The organism is Brachyspira hyodysenteriae ATCC 27164, from assembly GCF_001676785.2.
Classification (GTDB): Bacteria; Spirochaetota; Brachyspiria; order Brachyspirales; family Brachyspiraceae; genus Brachyspira; species Brachyspira hyodysenteriae.
Genome location: NZ_CP015910.2, coordinates 291965 through 317837, shown reverse-complemented (window position 1 = coordinate 317837; position 25873 = coordinate 291965). Strand labels below are relative to the sequence as shown.

General features: G+C 28.0%; 26 protein-coding genes. 13 read left to right on the top strand and 13 right to left on the bottom strand.

The genetic code is table 11. The features are described from left to right. Nucleotides 1-10: 10 nt before the first annotated feature. Both BHYOB78_RS01400 and BHYOB78_RS01395 read left to right on the top strand, forming a co-directional pair. Nucleotides 11-388 (top strand): YkgJ family cysteine cluster protein, encoded by a 378-nt coding sequence (locus tag BHYOB78_RS01400; protein ID WP_020064825.1) that lies wholly within the window; start codon nucleotides 11-13, stop codon nucleotides 386-388. 86 nt (nucleotides 389-474) lie between these two features. Then, the gene (locus BHYOB78_RS01395; protein ID WP_012671571.1) at nucleotides 475-1926 is read left to right on the top strand and encodes an HD-GYP domain-containing protein; all 1452 of its coding nucleotides are present in this window, start codon (nucleotides 475-477) and stop codon (nucleotides 1924-1926) included. A 75-nt stretch (nucleotides 1927-2001) separates the two neighbouring features. Here BHYOB78_RS01395 and BHYOB78_RS01390 read toward each other — a convergent pair whose 3' ends face one another. After that, on the bottom strand, nucleotides 2002-2625 hold the full coding sequence (locus BHYOB78_RS01390) for a hypothetical protein (protein WP_012671570.1): 624 nt from the start codon (nucleotides 2623-2625) through the stop codon (nucleotides 2002-2004). A gap of 162 nt (nucleotides 2626-2787) precedes the next feature. Between BHYOB78_RS01390 and BHYOB78_RS01385 the strand changes: the two genes are divergently transcribed. Further along, nucleotides 2788-3156, top strand: a complete 369-nt coding sequence (locus tag BHYOB78_RS01385) for a heavy-metal-associated domain-containing protein (RefSeq protein ID WP_012671569.1) — start codon at nucleotides 2788-2790, stop codon at nucleotides 3154-3156. A gap of 246 nt (nucleotides 3157-3402) precedes the next feature. Here BHYOB78_RS01385 and BHYOB78_RS01380 read toward each other — a convergent pair whose 3' ends face one another. Both BHYOB78_RS01380 and xerD read right to left on the bottom strand, forming a co-directional pair. Next, the gene (locus tag BHYOB78_RS01380; RefSeq protein ID WP_020064824.1) at nucleotides 3403-5676 is read right to left on the bottom strand and encodes a hypothetical protein; all 2274 of its coding nucleotides are present in this window, start codon (nucleotides 5674-5676) and stop codon (nucleotides 3403-3405) included. Between the two features lie 25 nt (nucleotides 5677-5701). Next, entirely contained in the window at nucleotides 5702-6634 is a 933-nt protein-coding gene (xerD, locus tag BHYOB78_RS01375) for a site-specific tyrosine recombinase XerD (protein ID WP_020064823.1), read from the bottom strand. Between the two features lie 492 nt (nucleotides 6635-7126). Here xerD and BHYOB78_RS01370 point away from each other — a divergent pair, with 492 nt between their 5' ends. Then, complete coding sequence (locus BHYOB78_RS01370; RefSeq protein WP_020064822.1) at nucleotides 7127-8110, top strand: aminotransferase class I/II-fold pyridoxal phosphate-dependent enzyme; 984 nt, start codon at nucleotides 7127-7129, stop codon at nucleotides 8108-8110. 371 nt (nucleotides 8111-8481) lie between these two features. Here BHYOB78_RS01370 and BHYOB78_RS01365 read toward each other — a convergent pair whose 3' ends face one another. The 3 genes from BHYOB78_RS01365 to BHYOB78_RS01355 form a co-directional block, all read right to left on the bottom strand. Then, nucleotides 8482-9438 carry a D-2-hydroxyacid dehydrogenase gene (locus tag BHYOB78_RS01365; protein ID WP_020064821.1) on the bottom strand — a complete coding sequence of 319 codons (957 nt, stop codon included), beginning with the start codon at nucleotides 9436-9438 and terminating at the stop codon, nucleotides 8482-8484. Nucleotides 9439-9828: 390 nt separating this feature from the next. Next, nucleotides 9829-10275, bottom strand: a complete 447-nt coding sequence (locus BHYOB78_RS01360) for an Hsp20/alpha crystallin family protein (RefSeq protein WP_020064820.1) — start codon at nucleotides 10273-10275, stop codon at nucleotides 9829-9831. Between the two features lie 91 nt (nucleotides 10276-10366). After that, entirely contained in the window at nucleotides 10367-10822 is a 456-nt protein-coding gene (locus BHYOB78_RS01355; RefSeq protein WP_020064819.1) for an Hsp20/alpha crystallin family protein, read from the bottom strand. 366 nt (nucleotides 10823-11188) lie between these two features. Here BHYOB78_RS01355 and BHYOB78_RS01350 point away from each other — a divergent pair, with 366 nt between their 5' ends. The 5 genes from BHYOB78_RS01350 to BHYOB78_RS01330 all read left to right on the top strand — a co-directional run bounded on the left by BHYOB78_RS01350 (nucleotide 11189) and on the right by BHYOB78_RS01330 (nucleotide 17667). Further along, nucleotides 11189-12172, top strand: coding sequence for a biotin--[acetyl-CoA-carboxylase] ligase (locus BHYOB78_RS01350; protein WP_012671560.1), 984 nt, complete (start codon nucleotides 11189-11191; stop codon nucleotides 12170-12172). A 17-nt stretch (nucleotides 12173-12189) separates the two neighbouring features. Further along, entirely contained in the window at nucleotides 12190-13191 is a 1002-nt protein-coding gene (bioB, locus tag BHYOB78_RS01345; RefSeq protein ID WP_020064817.1) for a biotin synthase BioB, read from the top strand. 34 nt (nucleotides 13192-13225) lie between these two features. Then, the gene (bioD, locus tag BHYOB78_RS01340) at nucleotides 13226-13891 is read left to right on the top strand and encodes a dethiobiotin synthase (RefSeq protein ID WP_012671558.1); all 666 of its coding nucleotides are present in this window, start codon (nucleotides 13226-13228) and stop codon (nucleotides 13889-13891) included. A gap of 46 nt (nucleotides 13892-13937) precedes the next feature. Then, nucleotides 13938-15278 carry an adenosylmethionine--8-amino-7-oxononanoate transaminase gene (gene bioA, locus BHYOB78_RS01335; RefSeq protein ID WP_020064816.1) on the top strand — a complete coding sequence of 447 codons (1341 nt, stop codon included), beginning with the start codon at nucleotides 13938-13940 and terminating at the stop codon, nucleotides 15276-15278. A gap of 790 nt (nucleotides 15279-16068) precedes the next feature. Further along, a complete protein-coding gene (locus BHYOB78_RS01330) occupies nucleotides 16069-17667 on the top strand; it encodes a peptide ABC transporter substrate-binding protein (RefSeq protein WP_020064814.1) in 1599 nt (532 codons plus the stop codon). Nucleotides 17668-18040: 373 nt separating this feature from the next. Here the strand turns inward: BHYOB78_RS01330 and BHYOB78_RS01325 are convergent, their stop codons facing one another. Next, nucleotides 18041-18679, bottom strand: coding sequence for a hypothetical protein (locus BHYOB78_RS01325; RefSeq protein WP_020064813.1), 639 nt, complete (start codon nucleotides 18677-18679; stop codon nucleotides 18041-18043). Nucleotides 18680-19028: 349 nt separating this feature from the next. After that, on the bottom strand, nucleotides 19029-20546 hold the full coding sequence (gene xylB, locus BHYOB78_RS01320; protein ID WP_020064812.1) for a xylulokinase: 1518 nt from the start codon (nucleotides 20544-20546) through the stop codon (nucleotides 19029-19031). A gap of 143 nt (nucleotides 20547-20689) precedes the next feature. Between xylB and BHYOB78_RS01315 the strand changes: the two genes are divergently transcribed. The 4 genes from BHYOB78_RS01315 (at nucleotide 20690) to BHYOB78_RS01300 (ending at nucleotide 23325) form a co-directional block, all read left to right on the top strand. After that, on the top strand, nucleotides 20690-21202 hold the full coding sequence (locus tag BHYOB78_RS01315; protein WP_012671553.1) for an adenine phosphoribosyltransferase: 513 nt from the start codon (nucleotides 20690-20692) through the stop codon (nucleotides 21200-21202). A gap of 113 nt (nucleotides 21203-21315) precedes the next feature. Continuing rightward, entirely contained in the window at nucleotides 21316-21582 is a 267-nt protein-coding gene (locus BHYOB78_RS01310; RefSeq protein ID WP_012671552.1) for a co-chaperone GroES, read from the top strand. A 231-nt stretch (nucleotides 21583-21813) separates the two neighbouring features. Beyond that, entirely contained in the window at nucleotides 21814-23040 is a 1227-nt protein-coding gene (locus tag BHYOB78_RS01305; protein WP_012671551.1) for a hypothetical protein, read from the top strand. A 3-nt stretch (nucleotides 23041-23043) separates the two neighbouring features. After that, the gene (locus BHYOB78_RS01300; protein ID WP_012671550.1) at nucleotides 23044-23325 is read left to right on the top strand and encodes a hypothetical protein; all 282 of its coding nucleotides are present in this window, start codon (nucleotides 23044-23046) and stop codon (nucleotides 23323-23325) included. A 5-nt stretch (nucleotides 23326-23330) separates the two neighbouring features. Here the strand turns inward: BHYOB78_RS01300 and smpB are convergent, their stop codons facing one another. From smpB to rpsP, 5 genes are all read right to left on the bottom strand, one after another. Further along, nucleotides 23331-23816, bottom strand: a complete 486-nt coding sequence (gene smpB / locus BHYOB78_RS01295; RefSeq protein ID WP_012671549.1) for an SsrA-binding protein SmpB — start codon at nucleotides 23814-23816, stop codon at nucleotides 23331-23333. 114 nt (nucleotides 23817-23930) lie between these two features. Next, nucleotides 23931-24602, bottom strand: coding sequence for a DUF305 domain-containing protein (locus BHYOB78_RS01290; RefSeq protein ID WP_020064811.1), 672 nt, complete (start codon nucleotides 24600-24602; stop codon nucleotides 23931-23933). A gap of 126 nt (nucleotides 24603-24728) precedes the next feature. Next, on the bottom strand, nucleotides 24729-25238 hold the full coding sequence (gene rimM / locus BHYOB78_RS01285) for a ribosome maturation factor RimM (protein ID WP_028331356.1): 510 nt from the start codon (nucleotides 25236-25238) through the stop codon (nucleotides 24729-24731). Next, nucleotides 25235-25477 (bottom strand): KH domain-containing protein, encoded by a 243-nt coding sequence (locus BHYOB78_RS01280; RefSeq protein WP_008726607.1) that lies wholly within the window; start codon nucleotides 25475-25477, stop codon nucleotides 25235-25237. The genes rimM and BHYOB78_RS01280 overlap by 4 nt, the downstream gene beginning before the upstream one ends. Before the next feature lie 32 nt (nucleotides 25478-25509). Beyond that, nucleotides 25510-25869 carry a 30S ribosomal protein S16 gene (gene rpsP, locus BHYOB78_RS01275; RefSeq protein ID WP_020064809.1) on the bottom strand — a complete coding sequence of 120 codons (360 nt, stop codon included), beginning with the start codon at nucleotides 25867-25869 and terminating at the stop codon, nucleotides 25510-25512. Nucleotides 25870-25873 lie beyond the last annotated feature (4 nt).

Genomic DNA, 25873 nt, shown 5'->3' with positions numbered 1-25873 from the left:
TCCAATTAAAATGAAAAAACCTAATAAATCAAATAAAAATTCCATATTGACATTTTCATGCACCGGATGCGGTATATGCTGCAAAGAAAAAGGATATGTATTTTTTAATGATGATGATATAAAAAGAGCTTCTAAATTCTTAGAAATATCTCCTCTAGTTTTTATTAATAAATATTTAGAATATGAAGAAGGTTATGGTTATTATATAAAAGTAACAGATGATATGCCTTGTACATTTCTTGATGAAAATAACAGATGCACTATTAATAGTTCAAAACCTAATCAATGCTCTACTTTCCCTTATTGGAAAGAATATATGGATAAAAATGGAAATTTAATATCCGGTAAATTTAAAAGAGCTTGTCCAGGCGTCAAAATAAAAAAATAATTTTTTATATTTCTTTTTTTTTCAAAATATTATATAATATATCGCGAAGGTATTATGTAATTTTTTGTTTGAGGTAATTTTTTATAATGAATGATTTAATAGAAAAATATGAAATTTTAACTGTAAAAGAACTGAAATCAATAAAAGATCAGTTAGTTGCTCATAACATACCATTGTTTAGACTGGATAAAGAAAAAAAACTTATAGCATTTCCTACTGAACAATTAGGTTTAATAATCGATAATGAAAAATATAGCAACCTAAAAATATATATACCTAAAAACTTTTCTATGTTTATAGAAGAATTTAGATCAATTACTCAAACAAATAATTCTGATAATACTTCTGAAGAATCTACTCCTTATGTATTTAGAACACCTAAAGAGTCAGAAAAAGAGATGGGTAAAAGAATATCTGAAATCTCTAAAATGACATATAAGGAAAAAGTTAATACAATAAAAAGTTATGATGAAAAATTAAAAGAAATTACTGTAGATAAAGAAACAGGAATCAATAAAAATACAGCTCAGCAAATAGTAAATGTAGGAAATGATGTAGGACTTATAGCTAAAGTTACTATGTTTGAAAGTATTCAAAAGATCAAAGGAGAAGAAATCACTCAGGAACAGGCTAAAGAAGAAAATCAGGAAATAACAGAAACTACAACTAATTTGGTTACTACTATAGTTGATATGCTCGCTTCAAATACTGAAACTCAAAAAGTATTCGATGAACTTAGAAATTATTCTGATGGCGGTGTAATGTCGCATTCAAATAGAGTATTTATATCTTATGTGAATTTCATGGTATTTTATAATAATTTAATAAACAGAAGACATTTAGTACATAAGATAAGAACATCGTATACAAATAAATATAAAAAATTCTATGAACAAGTTGAAGCTATATTTAATAAAGACGGTGTGCATAAAAATTTAGCAACTGTTGAAGATTGTATTGACAAAGGTATTAAAATAATAGAAGAAAGAGAAATGAATCTTTATTCTGTAGGTGCTTTACTTCATGATATAGGAAAAGTTAAGGATTTGGACTATTTTGAAGGAGCAAACGGAAGAGATTATGAAAGAATAAAAAAACACTTATTTAACAGCTATGCTTTAGTAAGTCAAACTTCTGAATATCCGCTTGAAGTTATACTTACAGTGGCTTTACACCATGAATATTACGGATTGGGATACGGACCTTATGAACATTTACATGCTTTAAAATTAAAAAAATATCCTAATTTCCAAATACAAAGAATTATGACTTATGATGCTAAAGCTATAGATGAATGCGAGGCTTTTGCTTATTTCCCTGCTAAAATGCTTGAAATTATAGATGTATATGATGCTTTAATAGACCCAGCAAGAAAGTATAGAGGCGGAAAGACTTTCACTCCTGAAGAAGCTCTTAATATTATGAGAGAAGATTTCATTGAAAAACATGTAAAATTAGATCCTATATTATATGATGTATTCGTAGAATTCTTAAGCAACTCTATAGAGCAAGACTTAATGTCATGCAAATTAATATAAGAAATTTTATATATTAATAAGCCAATCACTCAGAGATAATAAATATTCTGATATGATTGGCTTTTTATTTTATAATTAATAGTTAGTATTATTATTATTTGTACCCTGTAATTCTTCTAAAGCATCAATACCATTTTTGAATGCACTAAATATTTCCTGCCAATTACTTGTAGATAATATTGATATTCCTATATCTTCATAATCCTCTTCACCAAATTGATTTATAAAATTGAATCTTATATTTGATATAGACTTATTAGCAAAACCTTCAAATTCACTGTCCTGATTGAATTTATATCTTACTTCAACATCATAATAATTAATATCTCCCATCAAGTAAGGGTTATATATAACTTTCTGTATATTTGTTAACTGTATTGTACTTCCGTCATCAAATGTAAATATAATAGGAGTACCGCTATTTACATGTAATTGACTAGGATATTTATATCTAAATTCTAATGTCAAAGTTCTTCCTGCTCTTTTATAAAATCTAAATCTATTATCTCTTAAATATTTATATGTTTCTTTCCAAGAAGTGTATATATTAATTTTAGAAGTTAATTTATCTCTTTCCGTAAAAAATAATCTGCTCTTTAAAGCGTTAGTTGGATTATCATTGGTATTATCCTGAGAATACAAAAAAGAAGAACTCAATGATAATATGAAAAATGAAATTAATAATATATATCTATTCATTTTAATTTCCTTAAAAAAATTATATACTGTTAATAAATACGGAATTTAAAACTTAAAATTAAATATAAGAATCATTTTTTTATAAAATTTTATTGACAAGTATATTATATTTGTTAGAATAACATAACATTTTATAACGATTACCAAACTTTGGAGATACGTATGGAAAGCATAATAATAGTATCAATTATAATTATAATAGCTATAATCACTGTAATAAACTATATAAAAAAGATTAAATCAGGAAACTGCTGTTCATCAGGCACATCATCACAAATTATAGAAAAAGTTAAAGTAAAGGATAAAAACAAAAATAATTATCCATATAAACAAATAATAAAAATTGGAGGAATGAATTGTACACATTGTGCAAAAATAATAGAAAATAATTTTAATAAAATTGAAGATGTATATACAAAAGTAAGCTTTGATAATGAGGAAGCTGTAATATTATCTAAAAAGCAACTGGATAATAAAATATTTGAAAATGTTATAAAAGAATCAGGATATAGATATTATATAAAAGATTAAAAAAGAAATTTATATAATAGCAAATAAAAATTATTTATATTTAAAAATTTTATTTACATACCCCGCCCTTTTGTTTTTTTATTTTTATTTGTATTATAACTTCATATATTTTTTTACTGCAATAAGAAAAAGCATACCCGCCCAAGTTTTTATTAGGTTAGTATGAAACTATCATAATGTTTTTTATAAAAAAAATAGGAAGTAAAAAAATTACTTCCTATTTATTGTACTATAATTATATTTCAATTAATTATCTTTTACTTCTTCATCTTCTTTTTTATTATCATCTGTACTTTTAGCTAAAGCAGCACTTTCTTCCTGTTTAGGTCTAGCTCTTAGAGAATTAAGTAAAGTATAAGCAACTGCAACATTCTCCTCACCTGAAGAAGAAGCTACTCTAAATGACATAAGTGAAGAATATCTGCTTCTTCCATAAGCATATCTAAATCCTACTTCAATAGTTTCACCAGGACCTATATCAACAGTTTCAGTATCAAGCACTATAGTAGATAAAGCCTGAGCTAAATCAGTTTTAATAGTTACATTGTTTTGATTTTTAGAAGTTCTATTAACTATAGTAAGAACTCCTGTTCTGTTTCTCTCATCCAATTTAACTGTAACATTAAATGGATTTTCAGAATATTTTTCCTCTATTCTTGAAACGATAGAAGCATTTATATTAGCCCATTCTCTTATACTGTTTCCTGATCCTCTAAATTTAGACCATAACATTCTTGATATATCATGGAAGAATATTCCTCTTATTCTGCTGCTTCTATTAAATTTAGCTTCAGATTCATATACCCTTCTCATATATTCAAGTTCCGGTCTCAAACTTCCGTCCTGAAGTCTATTATCTATCATATTACCAACTAATACATTATATTCGCCGGATAAATACTGAGGCCAAGCTGCAAGCATACTTACATGCTGAGGACGGCTAGCTTCATATATCATAACTGCATCATAATCTATACCAGCATCAAAGAACATATAAGGATCCTGTCCATGTTCCTGACCATGATTCCAACCCAAAGTAAATGCCCATAATTTTTTTCTTATACCAGAATCTTTTATAGCTTTTATTATTAAAGCTTCTTTATGAGCTCTGAACCATCTCCATTTCATGCCAACTTCTTTTCTTCCCCTATTGATAGCAAGCCAGCGCATACGTGCAGCTTTACTCATAGTAGACCAATTTGCAGGCACATAAATTCCGGTAAGTTCTACCATTTCATCAACCATCTCATATCCATCAACTTCACCTGTTCTTATGAAGTCAAGACCTAAATATGATATATTAGGATTAGAATCATATCTTTTTAATATATCTATAATATCCTGAACTCTTTTAGGATCATCTAAAGATATATGTCTGCTTTCTACAAGACTTTGAGTAGCAGAGTTATATCCTATAGAAACATCATAACCGCCTTTTCTAGCACCGCCGCCTGCTGCAAAATAACTCATAACATAAGCACCAAGCTCAACATTTCCTTTAGCTTTGCTTGCTGCAAGGTTTTCTATATTTTTAATCATAGCTTTAGCCCAAGGCTCTTCAGGAGTAATTCCTGCAGTCCAACCTGTAGTCTGTCCTCCTATAGCCCAGAACATATCGCATTTCATATATCTTATCCAGTCGTATATAGCATCATAAGTAGTAAGTTCGCCTGTTTCTACACTAGGAATCTTTTTAGTTGTTAAATCTATTGCATATTCTAAAGTAGCTATTTTTTTAGTTTCTTTAGCAGCAGGAGATTGTCTTCCTTTAACAGTGAAATCTTTAGTATAGCCATAAACACCACTTTTAGTCTGAACTAAAACTACTGCCTGATATTCTCCTAAATCTCCTCCAAACGGATGTAAATATGTTCCTTTATATTCAGCATTTTTAACTTTGAATACATTTATAGAATATCTTTCATCTCCATTGATTCTAACAATTTTATCTCTTTTGGATCTTACATATATACTTATATTTTTTACAACATCTTCAGTATATACAGAAGCATTAATAACTACAGGTTCATATCTGAATACTGATATTTTTGATAAATCTATTGCTACCCTAGGAGCTTCTCTGTTTCTTGAATTTTTTATAGCTAATTCTACTGCTTCGCTAAGTTTATCTGCCGCTTTATCGGTAGTATTAGCATTGAATACCATAGCAGGAAGTATATTAGGATTAGGCATTTCACTGCTCATTTCTTCATCGCTAAGAAGCATATTTTGATTCAAATATTCTATATCCGAATCCGCACTAATTTCTTCTTCCGTATATATATCTTCCAAGTCTACTGATAAATCATAATCATATATAGGCTTTGATGTAACAAGTGAAAGAGAATCAGGATTATACATATCTATTCTATGATTCTTTTCTGTTTCATCAAAGAGATAACTAGGATCATTGTCATTATAACTGACTATTGTCATTCTTTCACCTATACCGAAAGTTAATGCTACCAATGATATAGATATAAGTAATAATATTGTTGTTGCTATTATGCTTCTTTTCATTTATTGTTCCAATTCATTTATTTTATTATATATTAGTATTTTGTCTAGCATGTTTAGAATGTTTAGGATGTTTTGCTATTTGTTTTTTAAGATGAGCAGAATCAACATGAGTATAAATCTCTGTTGTAGTAATATCAGAATGTCCGAGCATTCTTTGCACTGCTCTTAAATCTGCACCATGCTGTATAAGATGTGTTGCAAAACTATGCCTTAAAGTATGAGGATAAATATTTTTTTCTATTTTACTTTTCTTCATAGCTTCTTTAACTATTTTCCAAATACCTACTCTTGAAATCTTATCGCCTCTGAAGTTTAAAAATAATTCGGAAGTCTTTTTACCCTTCACCATTATAACTCTGCTTGTCTGAATATATCTTTGCAGAATATCTAAAGCTCTGTCATTTATAGGTACTATTCTCTCTCTCTTACCCTTACCGCATATCTTTAAATACTTACCTTCAAAAAATATATCATCAATTTTTAAAGAACAAATTTCACTAACTCTAAGTCCTGAAGAATACATAAGTTCAAATATAGCTTTATCTCTTAATCCCTTATCTGTTTTTTCATTATGAACTGCAAGCAAATCATCTACCTCTGTATCTGTAAGAGATTCAGGCAATACTCTTTTTAATCTTATAACTTCTAAATTATCTGTAGGATTTTTAGAAATATAATTCTCCATTACTAAAAACTTATAAAGATTAACTATACTTACTTTGTTTCTAGCCACAGTTCTTGATTTTGAACCTTGCTCCTTTCTTTCGCTTAAAAATTTTTCAATATCTTTTCTTGTAGCTTTTAAAATAGATTTTTTATTTCTGCTTAAAAAATCAAGATATATCACAATATCTCTTTTATATGATTCTAAAGTATTTGAAGATAAGCCCTTCTCTACTGCTTCATAATTTAAATACATTGATAATATTTCTTGATCGGAAACCTGTTTAACTGACATTGAAATCTGCCTCTTAATTTAAGATATAATATACAAAATTGAGTTGATTGTGAATAATCAACCTAAAATAATTATCGACAAGATTTGCCATTTATTTAAACATAATACATTACTTAATAAAAATATTACATTAACTAAATATAAAATTTAAAAGTGTAAACTAATTTAAAAATAATAAGATAATTATAAATGATAATTTTTTATATTAGAATGCTAAACATAAAAATTGTAAAATACGTTTAACTATATAAACACAATTTTTATTAGCAATAATAAAACAAATGCACGGATATGTGAATTAATTTATTATACGTATGTGAGCATAGCAGTAATAAAGCAAGCTGAAGAAATTGGTTTAATTTATTAAATCAATTCTTTAGATGTAGGCGAGCATAGCAATAAATAAGCGAGCCGAAGACATTACCGAAGGTACACAGGCGTGTAACTTAATTTATTAAGTAAAGCCTTTAGGCGTAGGCGAGCATAACAATAATGAACAAAGAAATTTTTTTAGACAAAAATGAAAATCCATACAAGCCGTCCAAAAATATTATTAAAGAGCTTGAAAAATTTGATATTGATTCTCTAATATTCTTTCCTGAGTATAGCCCTCAGCAATTAGATGAAGAAATGTCTAAATATCTTAATGTAGAAAATAATAATATAATTTCTGTTAATGGTATGTATGAAGCTTTTGCTTGCATTATCAACTCTTATGATAAATACAAAATATTTATTCAAGAGCCTTACAGAGATTTATATACTAAAATTTTTCTCTATTATAAAATGCATTATGATGTGATTGAAGCTGGAGAAGATTATAATATTTGTCTAAAAAAACATATAAAAAATAAAAATTCTATAATAATAGCAAGCAATCCTAATGCTGAAACAGGAATGTTCATCAATATAAAAGAAATAGAAGAGTTTCTAAAACATTATGAAGGAATATATGTCATAGATGAATCATATATAAACTTTGCAGGAGAAAGTGCTATAAAATTAATCAATGAATATAAAAATTTAATTATAATAAGATCCATTGCACATTCTCATTCTTTATCAGGACTTAATATTAACTTTATAATCTCCAATTCAGAAAATATAGAAAACATGTCAAAATTAAGACAGAAATATGGAATAAATAAAATATCCGAAACTATAACGCTTGCCGCTTTGAGAGATGAAAAAACTTCGTATAATAATATATTCGATATAGTTTTAGAGAGAGAAAGATTGGATACACTCTTAAGCAAAGAAGGTTTTATAGTAGTGCCTTCAAGAGCGAATTTCCTTTTAATAAAACATGTAAATAAAACATCTGATTATATATACGAAGAACTTATAAAAAGAAATATATTCGTAAAAAAATATGATAAAGAAAACATACTAGCTAACTTTCTAAGGGTTACAGTATCAACTCATAAAATAAATAACATGTTTTTGAATGAGTTAAAAGACATAATATATACCTAAACAACTATATTTTGTAAAAAATTATTTTATTATTTGTGGAGACTAGCCACACCGCTCTGCGTACTTCGTAACACCCACACTTCTTTTGCGTCCGAAGGAAGTACTGCGACTGAAAAGAGTACCTTTAGGTATAGTATTGCCGCCTCACGAAGTGTACCTACGGCAGGCGAGAAGCTATATCCTCTCGACAGGCTCGGATACGCTTCGCTAAAGGCTATATTTTATCTTAAATTAATGAATTACCTTACATTTAGAAAATTTTAGTATCATTTAGTACTAATTTTATCCTTGCACTTTTTGGTTCTTTTTGCGGCGGGAAAAAGAACAACAAAAAATTTACAAACTTAAAAATTTTTAATATATAATAAATATTATTTAGTTAAAACATTTATAGGGTTTCCTTCCAAAAATGCTTTTATATTCTCATAAACTTTATGCATAAGTCTAGTTCTAGCCTCTAAGGTATTGCCTGCAAAATGCGGAGTTATATAACAATTCTTAGCAGTAAGCAAAGGATTATCTTCTGTAGGAGGCTCTTTTGAAAGCACATCTAAAGCGGCACCTGCTATAATATCATTATTCAAAGCATAAGCCAAATCTTTTTCAACTATCACTCCGCCCCTTGAAGTATTAATTAAAAATGCTGTTTTCTTCATCTTTGAAAGCAAATCTATATTAACAATATTTTCTGTTTCTTTATTTAAAGGAGCATTAAGAGATAAAAAATCGGATCTCTCAAAAAGTTCATCTATACTAGAAGCATTTTCAACATTTTCTTTTTTACTTCTTGAATAAACTAAAACTTTCATTCCCATTGCCTCAGACATTTTTGCAACTTCTTTTCCTATATCTCCAAATCCAAATATACCCATAGTTTTATTTTCTATCTCCATTAAAGGATAAGAACTAAAAGAATAATCTTTGCATTTTATCCAATCGCCATTATGAACCTGATTATTATGTTCAACTATCCTAAAAGAAAGAGATAATACAAAAGCCATTACAAGCTGAGCCACAGACTGAGGGCCGTATCCTCTTACATTAGTAACAGTAATTCCTAATTCTTTGGCAGCTTCAATATCCACAACATTATATCCTGTAGCAAGCATTCCTATATATTTTAAATTTGGAAGCGACTGCATTAATTTTCTATCTATAACAACTTTACTGTTTAATATTCCCCAAGCATCTTTAGCTGCTTCATACACTTTATTATAATCGGTTCTATCATAAACAGTTAAATCCGATATGCTTTCTATTTCTCCCCAAGATATATCACCCGGGTTCAATATAAATCCGTCAAGCACTACTATTTTTGGTTTATTCATGTTTAATTCCTTTTATAGTTTTTATCTATAGTATATACCTAAATAACTATATTTTGTCAATTTCTATATTTTCTAAATATATTATCAACTTTTTTGTCGCTCACGCTCTGCGGGCTTCGCCAAAGTTGCAAAAAACGCAAATGCTGAAACCTCATATTATTACAATATCTATTAAATATGTGATAATACCTAAAATTCAAGTTAAAAATGCAGTCTTTCGCAAAGCGTATCCAAGTTTATCGAGGATATAATGAAAACTAAATAAATCCAACTGTTTTACATAAAAATTTTTAATAAAAAAAATAAAAAAGACACAGGATATTTTATCTACCCTGTGTCCCTATTATTATGGATTATATCTTATGAATTGAATTTACATATAGGCTTTAATTATTCTCCTTTTATTTCTATTTTTTTCTCGTATTTAAGCTCTTCTTTCTTTGGAAGTGTTACCATAAGTACGCCGTTATTCAAATTGGCAGCTATATTTTCAACATCAATTCCTTTTGTGCTGATATTAAAGCTTTGCTCATAGCTTGAAACAACTTCCTCTTTTGACTCTCCATTTTCTGATTTGAAAGTTTTTTTCCTTTTAGCAGATATGGAAAGTATATTCTCTTTTATTCCTATTTCTAAATCCTCTTTTTTTACACCCGGCATATCCATTTCTATAGTGTAATTTTTATCATCTTCCTCTATTCTGTAATTTGATACTCTATTATGATAATCATTATAAGCATTGTAGCCATTATAATGACCGCAGCTTCCTGTTGAATTACATCTATTAGCATTTGAAAAAATTGAATGTAAAGTTGGTACAAATATTCTTCTTGACATATTAAAACTCCTTAATTTATATTAACTTATCTCTTATTTTTAATTTTCCATAAACCTCTATATTTTATAGCCTTCATTTAATTAATAACAATTAACCTATATTAATTTTTTTCTCATATTTTACTTCCTCTTTTTTAGGAAGAACTATTTTTAAAACCCCGTCTGTCAAATTAGCTTCAATGTTCTCAACATCTATTCCTTTTGTGCTGATATTAAAGCTTTGTTCATATTTAGAAACAACCACTTCATTATCATTTTCTTTGTTCTCGCTATTTTCTGCTGGAGCTTCAATAAGTTTTTGTTTATTAACTCTCTTTCTTTCAGCATATATAGAAAGTACATTTTCTTTTATACCTATTTCTAAATCTTCTTTTCTTACACCCGGCATATCCATTTCTATAATGTAACTTTTATCATCTTCTTCTATATTGTAATGAGATAATTTTCTAACCTCATCATTGTTATATAAATTGCCGAATGCCTCGTCAAAACTTCTAAAATCATCTAACATAGTATGTAAAGCTGGGAAAAATAATCTTTTAGTCATAATTAAACTCCTTTTATGTAAACTTTTATATTTCTAAATTTAATCAGCGATTAACTATCATTTGTTTTAACTCTCACCGAGTCATCATCGCTTACACTATTATATATGCAAGAAATATACCAATTATTTTTAAAGTATTGTATATTTATAAAACACTATTAATAATTAAGTCAGTATATAGACTATGTAAATTATAAAATATGTACAATATTAATACATTAAATTTTTCTAGTATGTATATCAATTATACGATATGATACCTAATCAAAAATAAATGTTCATAGTATATACAATTTAAATAAAAATTGTAAACTTAAATTATTTTTAAAGTTGACAATTATGATTGTTATGTTATTATTCTCAATTATGGGAAAAAATTTAAAAGAAAATATAATATCAATACTAGAATCAAATAAGGGCTTATTCATATCAGGCGAAAAACTAGCAAATGATTTGAATGTAAGCAGGGCTGCCGTTTGGAAAGTTATAAAATCTTTGAAAAATGAAGGTTATGATATTCTTTCTGTATCAAATAAAGGCTATGCTCTATCAAAAGAAACAGACATGTTATCATCAAAAATAATAAAAGATAATATGCCCAAATATAGAGATAAATTCAGCCTTGTAATATATAAAACTGTAGAATCTACAAATATTGTAGCAAGAGGCATGGCAATGAACGGAGCTGACAGCGGAACCGTAGTAATTGCAGAAGAACAAACAAGCGGATACGGAAGAAACGGAAAATCTTTTTTCTCGCCTTATGGTACAGGCATATATATGAGCATTATACTCAATCTAAAAAAAGAGAAAAAGATTTTTAATAGTTCATTCATCACTACTGCTGCCGCTATGGCTGTGTCAAAATCTATAGAAGAAATTTCAAATGAAAATACACAGATTAAATGGGTTAATGATGTATTTATAAATGATAAAAAAGTATGCGGAATACTTACAGAAGGAGCTTTCAGTTTTGAAGACGGTAAATTGGATTATGCTGTTATAGGAATAGGTATAAATGTTAATTTCCCTAAAAATGGTTTTCCTGAAGAAATTAATAATATAGCTGTTTCAATAAATAAAATACAAAATAACAGAGATATAAGAAATATTTTAATAGCTAAGATATTAGAAAGAATGTATGAATACTATTTTAATAATGTGGCATTCTATGAAGAATACAGAAAACGTTCTTTTTTAATAGGAAGAAAAGTTTCGCTTAATATAGACAATGAAGAGCATATAGTAAAAGTATTGGATATAGATAAAACCTTTGCTCTTGTAGCGGAATTTCAGGACGGTAAAATTGATAGAATAGTTTCAGGGAGTGTAAATCATAGAGTATCATAAATAGGAGGTTATAATATATGAGCAATATAGATTTAATTATAAAAAAAGAAATATCATTAGATGAATTAAGAGAGAAAATAATAAAAGGTTATGATATAACAAAAGAAGAAGCCATGAAATTGGTAGAAGCACCATTAGAAGATTTATGCTCTGTGGCTAATGGAATAAGAAAATATTTCTGCTCTAATACATTCGATATGTGTTCAATAATCAATGCTAAAAGCGGAAAATGCTCAGAAAACTGTAAATTCTGTGCACAGTCATCTCATTATGATACAAAATGCGATGAATATGATATTCTAGATAAAGAAAAAATATTAGAACAAGGAAAAAGCGATTTTAATAAAGGTGTTTTAAGATACTCTATAGTAACATCAGGAAGAGCTTTATATGGAAAAGAGATTGATGAAGTTTATGATGCAATAGAAACACTTAATAAAGAGACTGACGGATATATATGTGCATCTCTAGGCTTACTTGATGAGGAAGGATTCAACAAAATGAAGAATGCCGAACTTAAAAGAGTTCATAACAATTTAGAAGCTTCAAGAAATTTCTTTAGTAAAGTATGCACTACTCATACTTATGATGATAAAATCAATGCTATAAAAGCAGCACAAAAAGCTGGAATGGTGGTATGCAGCGGCGGTATTATGGGAATGGGCGAAACTTGGGAAGACAGGATTGATATGGCAATAGAGCTTAGAGAGCTTGGCATAATGTCAATACCTGTTAATATGCTTAATCCTATAGCAAGCACTCCTTTTGAAAATATTGAACCTCTTACTGAAGATGATATGAGAAGAATTGTTGCAATATACAGATTCATTAATCCTAGAGCATTCATAAGACTTGCAGGCGGAAGAGGACTTATGAAAGATAAAGGAAAATCATGCTTTTTATCCGGAGCTAATGCAGCTATAACAGGCGATATGCTCACAACTGCAGGCATTTCAATAGAAACAGATAAAAAAATGGTTGAAGAATTAGGATATAAAATAGAGTTAAAAGAAGACTAATTTATAATAAAGATTAATTTATTAGGAAATATTTATGGCTAAGGCTATTTTTATAACAGCAACAGGTACTGATATAGGTAAAACTTATGTATCAGGATTAATTGCAAAACATATGAAAGATAAAGGATTGAATATCGGATACTATAAAGCAGCATTAAGCGGAAGTCTTGACATAACAGACAGCGATGCTTGGTATGTAAAACAGCAAGCCGATTTATTAGATTCTTATGATGAAATGGTGTCATACACTTACAAGCATGCCTATTCCCCTCATTTGGCAGCACAAATTGAGGGGAATCCTCCGGATATAAAGGTTATAAAAAATGCTTATGAAAATATAAATAAAAAACATGATTATATGATAGTGGAAGGAAGCGGCGGTATAATATGCCCTATTCGTTATGATAATAATCAAAAAATATTTTTAGAAGATATCATAAAAGAATTAAATATACCTTCTCTTATAATAGCAGATGCAGGACTTGGAACAATTAATTCTGCTGTTCTAACTATAGAATATATGAGAAGTAAAAATCTAAAAGTTAATGGTGTGATATTAAATAGATTTGAAATGGCAAATGAAATGCATGATGATAATAAAAAAATGATAGAGGAGATGACGGGAGTAAAAATTATAGGCATTGTTATAGACGGTATTTTAAAACTAGATGAAAAAAATATAGAAACTCTATTTGAATAGAATAATATTTTTTACTTCAATATATCCACTTAATAAAGGACTCATTATGACATTAGAAGAAAAAGATTTAAAATATATTTGGCATCCTTGCTCGCAGATGAAAGATTATGAAGAACTTCCTCCAATCATTATAGACAGAGGAAAAGGAATTTATTTATACGATAAAGACGGAAAAGAGTATATTGATATTGTAAGTTCTTGGTGGTGCAATTTACTTGGGCATTGCAATGAAAAAATAAATGCAAATATCAAAGCACAGCTTGACAGATTAGAGCATGTAATATTTGCAAACTTCTCTCATGAAGGAGCTATTAAATTATGCGAAGAGCTTATAAAAATAATTCCTAATGGACTTACTAAATTCAATTTTTCTGATAATGGTTCTTCATCTGTAGAAGCTGCATTAAAAATGGCTTTTCAATATCAGCATCAAACAGGCAACACTAAAAAAATAAAATTTATGTGCTTTACTGACGGTTATCATGGTGAAACTATCGGTGCATTATCCGTTGGAAGCTTGGACTTATATGCAAAAATATACAAGCCTATGTTAATGGATACTATACATATAGAAGCACCAGATTGTTATAGATGCAAATACTGCCAAAACAGAGAAACTTGCAAATGCGAATGTTTTGAAGATGCTGAAAAAAAGTTTGAAGAATACGGAGAAGAAACTTGTGCCGTTATAGTAGAACCTTTACTTCAGGCTTCTGCTGGAATGAGAATATATCCTCCCCTATACTTGAAAAAATTAAGAGAGCTTTGCGATAAATACAATGTAGTTTTTATAGTTGATGAGATAGCTACAAATTTTGGACGCACAGGAAAAATGTTTGCATGCGATCATGCTAATATAAGCCCAGATATAATGTGTATTTCAAAAGGCTTAACAGGCGGATACATGCCTATGGCAATAACAATAACCACCGACAAAATATACGATGCATTTTATGCTGACTATAATGAAGGAAAAGCTTTCATGCATAGTCATACTTACAGCGGAAATCCTCTTGGCTGTTCTGCTGCTTTGGCTGTACAAAAAGTTTTAAGGGAGGATGATATTATAAATAAGGCACAAGTAAGAGCAAAATATTTAAATAATAAATTAAAAGAAAAATTACTTGATCATAAAAATATAGGAGAGATTAGAAATATAGGGCTTATCAATGCTATGGAATTAGTCACTGATAAAAATACAAAAGAAGGATTTGACTCTAAACTTAGAATGGGTTATCAAATATATAAAAAGGCACTTCAAAGAGGACTTCTATTAAGACCTTTGGGAAATGTAATTTATTTTAATCCGCCTTTAATTATAAATGAAGATGAAATAGATAAGGCTGTTGATTTATGTGTATCTTCTATAAATGATATACTGAAATGATTAATTTTATAAATAATAATAAAGTATTATTTATGAGTAAAAAAGCATATAGTAAATTCATTACAGTATAAACTTTATTTTATAAACTTAAAATTTTTAGTATATACCTAAACAACTATATTTTGTCAAAAATAAATTTAATTTTTGTTTTTATATATGGGGCTTTGCCCCCGCTGTGCGTGCCTTCGGCAACCCCCACTTCTTTTGCGACCGAAGGAAGTGCCTGTGGTATTGCCACATACGAAGTACGCCTACGGCGAGAAGCAGGCACAGCCCGCCTACGGCGAAAGGCTATATTTGATGAATCCCACCTTCGCTCTACGTGCATTTGGCAAGGTGTGCTTAAATTAATAATTTATCTTACATGCAAGAGTATTTTAGTATGATTTAGTACTAATTTTATACTTGCACTTTCGCGAAGCGTATCCGAGTTTATCGAGGATATAAGGTTCTTTGACGAAGTCTGCAGAGCGTATGCGGCGGGAAAAAGAACAATATAAAAATTAATAAACACAATTTTAAATTTATATTATTTGTGGGTACTATAACATAGTGTCAGCCCCAGTTATTTTTCAACCTAAAGAAATAACTTCAGGTATGACATAGGTAAAGCTAGCAGAGTGTGCGGCAAAAAGTTGATAATACATCTGCAAAAATATCAAAATTTACAAAATATAGTTGTTAGCTATACATTAATTAAAAAATTATGATTATCAAACCTATTATTTTTTATTAGTATAGTAATATACCAAAAATATAGAAATATAAAATTAATGCAAAGGAAAAACAAATGTTCAAAAAAATAATTACTTTCAATTTATTAATGCTGTTAATTGTATTCGTATCTTGTTCAAAAAAAGAAATGAGTAATAATGATATAATTATAAATCTTGCTCCGGAACCTTTAACTATGGATCCCACTTTAAACACAGACAATCTTACTATGATATATATTCTTCATGCTTTTGAAGGGCTTACAAAAAAAGATGCCAACAATAAAATAATAGGCGGAGCTGCTGAAAGCTGGGATATTAATAAAGCAGGCAATATCTACACTTTTCATTTGAGAACCAATGCTAAATGGAGCGACGGTAAAGAAGTTAAAGCACAAGACTTTGTTTATACTTGGAGGAGAGCCGTTGATCCAAAAACTGCCAATAAGTACAGCTATTATTTTGAAGTGATAAAAAATGCCAAAGAAGTTATAAGCGGCGAAAAAACTATAGAAGAGCTTGGAGTAAGAGCAATAGACGATTATACATTTGAAGTGGAATTAAACAGCCCTACTGCATACTTTTTAGAGCTTGCTGCCTATCCTCCTTTTTATCCTGTTCGCGAAGATATAATAAATGAATACGGAGATGATTGGACTCTAAAGCCTGCAACATATATTGGTAACGGTGCTTTAAAAATGACTGAAAGGAATTTTGATAAAAGCATAATACTAGAAAGAAATACCAACTATTGGAACAATGAAAATATAAAGCCAAACAAATTAACTTTTCTTTTGATGGAAGAGCCTAATACTTCGCTTGCTGGTGTACTTAATAATTCAATTCATTTTGCAAAGCCTTTTCCTAGAAATGATATTGAAAACCTAAAGCAAAAAGGAATAGTTCATATTGTACCAGTGGCTGCATCATATTATTACAGATTCAATCTGAACAAAGAAGTTTTAAAAAATGAAAAGGTAAGAAGAGCCATATCTTTAGCAATTGACAGAGATTATATAGTAAAATCAATCACAAGATGCGGAGAGCGTCCTGCTGGAAGTTTAGTTCCTTATGGCATTAATGACATAAACGGAGATTTCAGAACTAAAGCTGGAGAATATATAATATCTTCAAACTATCAGAAAAATATAGAAGAAGCTAAAAAATTATTATCACAAGCAGGATACAAAAATGGAAGAAATTTTCCTGTAATTGATTTGCTTATAGCTACAAGGGAGTTTGACATAAATATTGCCGATGCTGTTCAGAGCATGCTTAAAGAGAATTTAAACATCGATGTAAGAATAGTTAAGCATGAATGGGCTTCATACTTACAAAATATGTATGACAGAAATTTTGATTTAGCTGTTTATTTATGGTATGCCGATTATAATGATCCTATAAACTTTTTAAATATTTTCAAAAGTGATGCTCCAAACAATTACGGCTCATATTCAAATAAAGCATTTGATGATTACATTGATATAGCCTCTACAAACAAAAACAATCAGATAAGAATGCATGCACTTCATTTGGCAGAGAATGTTTTTATGAAAGATAATGCTATAATACCTATATATTTTTATTCTGAAGCACTTTTAGTATCTCCTAAATTAAAAGGAGTAGAATATGATTCTCAAGGTTTATATAGATTTTTTAATGCATATTTAGAGTAGTTTTATTTATTTCCCAGACGCACGGTAAGTGAATTTTTATATATAATTAAAGTTATATTTAAAAGCAGCTTCATAATTAAAATTCAGTTTATCGTGCGTTAAATAATTCCTTAAATCTAATAAAATTTTGGGCGGGTGCTAAAATTTCTAAATAAGCTATAAAGATAATGAAAGTTAAAATTTTAAATTAGATAAAAAGGAATAAAGGGCGGGGTTTTAAATATAGTTAAAAAATTATATTATTTATTTTTATATCAACTTTTCCAGGACTTCGTAAAAGTTGCAAAAGCACGCATTATTCTTAGCCAAATTTATATTAAAATAGTTAATAACATATAAAATAAATTATCAGTTATAAGCTTGTTTAAAACTTTTATCTATTCTCGAAGAAAAATCCAAAGCTAAACATCAAACCTACAGAATGATATTGATTAACACTATTATAGGCAAATATATTATTCATATCATCGGAATTAAAAATCATATTCTCATAAGACAAATGAACGCCTGCAATAAAATCTATTTTTTCAGTATCAAAGAATTTTCTTTCTAATGATAATCTTACATAAGGAGATATAGGAACTGATTTATAATCCACACCTAATAAAGGATTAAACTGCACTCCGGCAGATATTCCTACAAGAAGATTTTGATTATTTTTAGTTAAATCGAATTTTAAAGCTACTCCTGTATATATTCCAAATGCTGTTACTCTATTAATTAAAGAAGTACCACTGTCAATTACAGATACCATATGTTCATTAATTCCAAAATCAAATAAAAGATCTATACCGCTTAATAAATTTATATTATTTAATTTAAATCCGTATCCTATTTGAAAATTTAAATCTAATCTTGGATCTAACAATGCACTGCTATAATTTTCGGATTTAGCTATATTTATATCAGCTCCAAGTCTTGGACTTATTCCAAACTTAAAATTAGCAAAAAGATTAAAAGAAAATAATATTAATAATGCTAATATAAAAAGTATTTTTCTCTGAAAATTCATATTAAAATCATCTCCTATTATAATAAAATTATAAACATATACATTTATATATTGTAAAATATTTTGACAAGTATAAATAAATTCTGAAATCTAATAAAATTATTTTAGATTTATATCAAGTTTTTGAATTTTATTTACAATTGCCCGCCCTCTAGGCTTTTTACAATAATAAGTAATTTTTGTATTATTTTTCTTTTTTACTTTTAACTGTTATTCTAACACCCGCCCTAAATGTTAATTAAATTTTTTGTGCTTATCAACGCACGATTAACTTCATTATAAATTGAGATTAATTTTATAGTACAATCTTATTATATTTATATAATCTTCTATGCGTGCGTAATATAATTTAATAAGTTATATTTTTTAACTTACTCATCAATTCAAAATTTCTTTTATAACATTCTCTAAATATCTGATAGTATTCATTATAAACTTTAGCATTCTCATTTATCGGAACTATAGGTCTATCATCATAAGATACAATTTTTTTTACAGCCTCTTCATAACCTGAATACTCTTTATTAGCAACAGCAGAAGTTATGGCCGCTCCTAATGCAGCCTGCTCCTTAGTTCTTGAAACATAAATTTCTATATTTAAAATATCAGCCTGAATCTGAAGCCATACATCACTATAAGAACCTCCGCCAGAAGCTATTAATCTATTGCATTTCATATTTAAATCATCAGTTAAAATCATAAAGCAGTATTTTAAAGAATATACAACTCCCTCCATAACAGCTCTTAAAATATGATATCTATCATGATTTAAAGTTAATCCCAAAAACATAGCAGAAGCATCACTGTTCATATGAGGAGTTCTCTCACCAGCTAAATAAGGAAGAAATATTATACCATTACTTCCTGGATTTATATCTTTTACTTTAAAATCTATATTCTTAAAAGTTTCATTTTCATTTCCAAAATTATTCTTAGCCCATTTCAATGCTAAACCGGAAGATAATGCAGCACCTAAATAATACCAAGTATTAGGAAATAAAAAATTGAAGGTATGAGAAGCCATATTCTTTTTATCATAAATAGGCTTATCTATAGGCATTAAAATCTGTCCGCCTGTTCCTATAGTAATAGAGGCAGTATTTGTATTTATTATGCCGTTGCCTATAGCCTGCATAACTTGATCAGCTCCTCCATAAGAGACCTTCACCCCTATTTCTAAACCTGTTTCTTTGCTTGCTTTCTCTGTAATAGATCCGGATATCTCATAAGGATAAAAAATATCTGGAAAAATATTTCTTTCTAAATTAAGTTTTTCTATTATATAATCAGACCAAGAAGAATTATCACTGTCAAAAACTCCTGTAGCAGCAGCATCAGTTATGTCAGAAGCAATTATATCAGTTAATTTGTATCTTATATAATCTTTAGGAAGAATTACTTTATAAATCTTTTCATATATATTAGGTTCATTATTTTTTATCCAAAGCAAAGAAGGAAGTAAAAATCCAACAGCTTCCGGACTATGATTTATCTGCATTATTTTTTCTAAACCTACTATATTATTTATATAATCAAGCTCTTTAACGCTTCTTGAATCGCACCATAATATAGCTTTTCTTAAAACATTTCCGTTTTTATCTAAAGCCACAAGTCCATGCATTTGTCCTGAAAAACTTAATCCTGATATTTTATAATTTGAATCTATTTTCCTTAATTGATTTAAAGAATCTTTTATTGTGAATACAGTGCTTTGCCACCATACATTAACATCCTGCTCAGCAAAATCATAATAAGGCTTATCAAAATCATAATCTTTTTGAGATAATGCTGCTATTTTTCCATTTTCCGACATTATTAAAGCCTTTACCGATGAAGTTCCTAAATCTATACCAATATAATAATTCATAATATTCTCCTACTCTTTTATAATATATTAAAATTAGTTTATTAAAAGCAGTATTTTTTATTGATTTTTTTTACAAAAGTATTATAATCAAAAACTGTGTTATGGTTTACATAACTATTTTTTAAATAAAAACGAGGTGTTATATGGAGTTAAAAGACTATATAAGAAATATTCAAGATTATCCTAAAAAAGGCATACTTTTTAGAGACATCACTACTTTACTACAAAATAAAGATGCATTCAAATATGCAATAGATAAAATGGCTGAACAAATAAGCAGTGAAAAAATAGATTATATAGTTGGAGCAGAAAGCAGAGGATTTTTAATAGGTTCAGCATTAGCTTATAAACTAAACTGCGGATTTATACCAGTAAGAAAAAAAGGTAAATTACCTTACAAAACTATTTCAGAAGAATATGCTTTAGAGTACGGTACAGATACTTTATATATGCATGAAGATGCTATTAAAAAAGGAGAAAGAGTTTTAATAGTAGATGATTTAATAGCTACAGGCGGAACAGCTCTAGCTATGATAAAAATGGTTGAAAAATTAGAGGGCATAGTTGTAGGTTCTTCTTTTTTAATAGAATTAAAAGAATTAAATGGAAGAAAAGAAATAGAAAAATATCCTGTTAATGTTCTTATAGAATACTAAATAAATATTAGTATTTAATCAGTTATTGACTTTTAAGTTTTTTTATTATAGAATATAGCAAAAATTATTAAAAAAAATTATCGAAATAAATACATTTTAAGGAGATATAAAATATGCCATCTATTAAACCATTAGCAGATAGAGTTCTTTTAAAAGTATTAGAACAAGAAGAAAAAACTTCAAGCGGAATACTTCTTCCAGATACAGCTAAAGAAAAAACTCAGAAAGCAGAAGTTGTAGAAGTAGGAGACAGCGAAGATATAAAAGTGAAAAAAGGCGATATAGTTATATATGATAAATATGCAGGTATTCAAATTAAAGAAGGAGATACTGAATACTTAATAGTAAAAAATGAAGAGATAGTTGCTCTTATAAAATAATTAATAGCTATACAAATAAAAAATAAAGAACACTAATCTTAAAAAAAGATGGTGTTCTTTTTTACTAATTGGGTTTTTTAGCAGTTTATATAATTGTTAATAAAACTTTTTCGTATCATAAAGAATTAATAAGGTTAAATAATATAAAATTATATTATTTAATTTTATTAATTTGTTCGATAATTAATAACAATCATTAATTTCGTTTCTTTAATCAGGAGATTTTTATAAATGCTAAAATATTTTATAATATTTCTTGCAATATTAAATATAGTATATGCTCAAGATAATACAACAAATAAAGATCCTGAATATAAATTTACTTACGAAAAAGAAAATAATTTTATCATATATAATGAATCAAATGAAGTTAATGAATCAGATTCGACAAATACACAAAATGAAGTATCTATAATGCTTGAAAGAAGAGGATTTCCTCTTGTTAATAGATTGGTAAGATTCACATCATTACATCCTGATATGTTTGACTTTGAAATAGATGAAAACCAAAAAGAAGAAATACTTTTAAAAGAAATAGATGAAAGTGAAGAAACAGCATTAAATACTAATGAATCTGTTAATCTCTATAGTAATGTATATGTTGTTCCTACAGATGAAAATGGAATAGCAAAGGCTAAGATAAATTTAAAAAATCCTGGAAATGGCGTTGTACTTATGCATATACTTTATGTAGGCTCAACAGGAAATACAAATATATCTTATGAAGAATATGCTTATGTAAATATAAAAGAAGAAAAAGGAAATAAAATATCTTCATTAATAATAGGAGATGGTGATAATGTAAATATTAAAAGCTCTATATTAATAACATCAACCCTATTTCCATCTCTATTTTTGGTATCTATTGCATTAATATTTATAAGTTATTTCAAACATATATATGAAGAATATAGAAACAGTAAATCTAAAATAATAATATATACATTCTTCGGCTTTGCATCTATCAAAAAGAATTTTGCTCTTATGATATTTATAATATTGACAGAGTTATTAATAGTGGCTTGTTTTCTGCTTTTAGATAGTTATATTTTTTCTGTTATACTTATAGCATTTTTCATAGCAGGATTCTTAGTAAAAAGAGAAAAAATATATGCTATAGCATTTTTTATACTGGCATGCATTTCTACAATATATTTATATCTTGAAACATTTTCTACTCATATGGGTACAGAATATATATTCGATAATGCAGTTATGGGTAATCCAGTATTTGTATTCTTCTTATTTTTGATACTTACAGCATTAGCAGGCGGGATATATATACCTATATGTATATTAATTTTATATCAAACTGTTTTTGTTATGAATAATTTATCTCTAGTAACTGCTTTAATCGGAATATTTGCAGCTTCTGCTCTTTATATTGTTAAAGTAAAAAAGGATATACCTTTCTTATACAGACTTAATTTATTAAAAATAAAAGACAATAACAGGTAATATATGATTTTCGCTTTAATAAGAGATTTGGAAATACTTTTATCCGATATAATTTTCAGCGGCATAAACAATATAGATTACAGTACCATAGAAAAAATAGAAGTTATGGCAAAACAATTTGAAAAAACTTCTATGAATAATATAAAAGATTTATTAATTGAATTTATAGACTCACTAAAAAAATACAAAACAGATGAAGATAAAAAAAGAAATATAAAAGAAGTATCAGACAATATTAGTAAATTAGAATTTTATATAAGAAATGCTTTATCTTATGAGAAATAAATATATTATCTTTTAATATATCTTTCCATTTCTCTGTCTAAAGTCTTTCTTTTTAAAGTTTCTCTTTTATCATGAAGTTTCTTACCTTTAGCCAATGCTAATTCTACTTTAACTTTTCCTCTAGAAAAATATAATTTAACCGGTATCAAAGTAAGACCTTGTTCTTTGATTTTTCCGTATAATCTTCTTAATTCCCTTTTTTTCATTAAAAGTTTTCTTTCTCTTAATGGTTCATGATTATTTCTATTTCCAAAATGATAAGGGGATATATGCATATTAACTATAAAAAGCTCCCCCTTTTTAAAAGAGGCATAACTATCAGACATATTAACGCTTCTTTCTCTTAGGGATTTTACCTCTGTACCAAGCAAAACAATACCTGCCTCAAACTTCTCTACAAGCTCATAATTGAATAAAGCCTTTTTATTTTTTACTATCTCACCAGAAGAAATAGTATTGCTGCCTGATTTTTTATCCTTTTTACTAGCCATAATACATTACCATAATTTAAGTATATAGATTATACAAAAATAAATCAATTTGTCAATTATTCATAAATAAAAGAAGAGCCGGATTTTTTCAATCCAGCTCATATTTTATAGATATTAGATCATAGAATTAATCATGTTATTCATATCTTCTATTTCTTTTTCCTGTGCTGTTATTATTCTGTTTGCTATTTCTTTTATTTTTTCATCTTTAGTATATTCTAATATTTTTTTAGAAACATCAATAGCTGCCTGATGATGAGGTATCATACCTCTAATAAAATCTATATCATTATCACCTGTAATTTCAATAGAAGACATATCAGCCATCATATTATCCATAATAAGCTGCATATCATTTCCTATAGCTTCAGTATCTACATCGCTGTAATCTGTGTTTTTAGTATTCAATTCTTTAATCAATTCATCAAACTCTAAAACCTCTTTATCCTGTTCAGCTATTATATTATTAGCTAGCTCTATTAACTTTTCATTTTTAGTAGTTTCTAATAATTTTTGAGAAGATAATATAGCTCCTTTATGATGAGGAATCATATTAAATAAAAAATCAGCATCTATATTAGCAGTTTTTTGAAAAGGCTGCTCCATCATAGGCTGATGCATTAAATCTACAATCTCAGAACCAGCTTTATGGGCTGTATGAGCTGAATGATCCATATTGTTAGCTTCTTCAGCAGATGCAGAAGCATTTTTCTCTGAGCAAGATATAATTAATAAAGAAGCAACTGAAATAATAAATATTGTTATAATTGTTTTTATTTTATTCATTTTCCATCCTTTTATTTATTTTTTATCATTGATTTTTATTCAATCTAATAACTATAACAATATAAAAAAAGTAAAAAATTTAATTTATTAGAAAATGTAATTAAAACAATTAATAATTAAGAAATATTAATCCTCATCAAATATAGGTTTCTGTATTATGCATATTGTTTTATTTATTTTATCAGAATCCCCAAAATATGCCTTAACGAATGGTATTGAAACTATATTATTGTTTTCTTTTAATTTAATTTCAAATACATAATTGGAAGGAAGGCTATATACATCTGTTATTTCACCATAAATATTATTATCAGTATCTATGATTTTATATCCGATTAATTCAGCCTCATAAAAAGTATCATCATCTAATATAGGTAAGTGTGAAGAATCAATAAATATATCCAGACCTATCAATTTTTCAGCCTGATCTATAGTATTGATATCTTTTAACTGGAATACAAAAGATTTATTTTTCTTTTTAACATTTAATAAAGTAAATGTTTGATTGTTAATGATAACAGGTGTATTTTTACTTAAAACAGGAAGAGAGGTGAAATAACTTTTATCGGTAAAAGCCATTTCTACCTCTCCTTTTAAACCATGTAACCCTGTGATTTTGGCATAAAAAATCATCAATTGTCAATAATCTCAAGCATTACACGTTTACCACTTTTCATGGAAGCTGCAAAAAGAATAGTACGTAATGCATGAGCAATACGACCTCTTTTACCTATAATTTTACCTATGTCGCTTTGGTTTACTTTCAATTCCAGAATCGTACTCTTTTCACCTTCAATAACCTTAACACTAACACCCTCAGGCTCATCCACTAACTTTTTAGCCAAATACTCAATAAGCTCTTTTTCTTCCGTCATAGCACACTCCTTTATATATTATAAGACGTAAATTAAGCTTCGCTCTTCTCCTCAGCAGATTCAGGCTTAGCTTGTTTACGATGTTTGCGCCTTTTTTCAGGATTTTTCAATGCTCTTTTTTTCTTTCTTTCAATAGGAGCACCTTTATCTTTTTCCATCAAACCTTCTTTAACAAGAATACTTTTTACTACATAAGTTGGTTGTGCACCGTTAGAAAGCCATTTTTTCAAACCTTCTACATTCAACTTATATAATACATCTTTAGCTTTAGGATTAAACCAACCTAGCTCTTCAATAAAACGACCATCGCGTGGGAAACGAGCATCTGCAGCTACAATACGATAATGAGGCTCATGTTTGCGACCTATACGTTTTAATCTTAATTTTACCACCTTT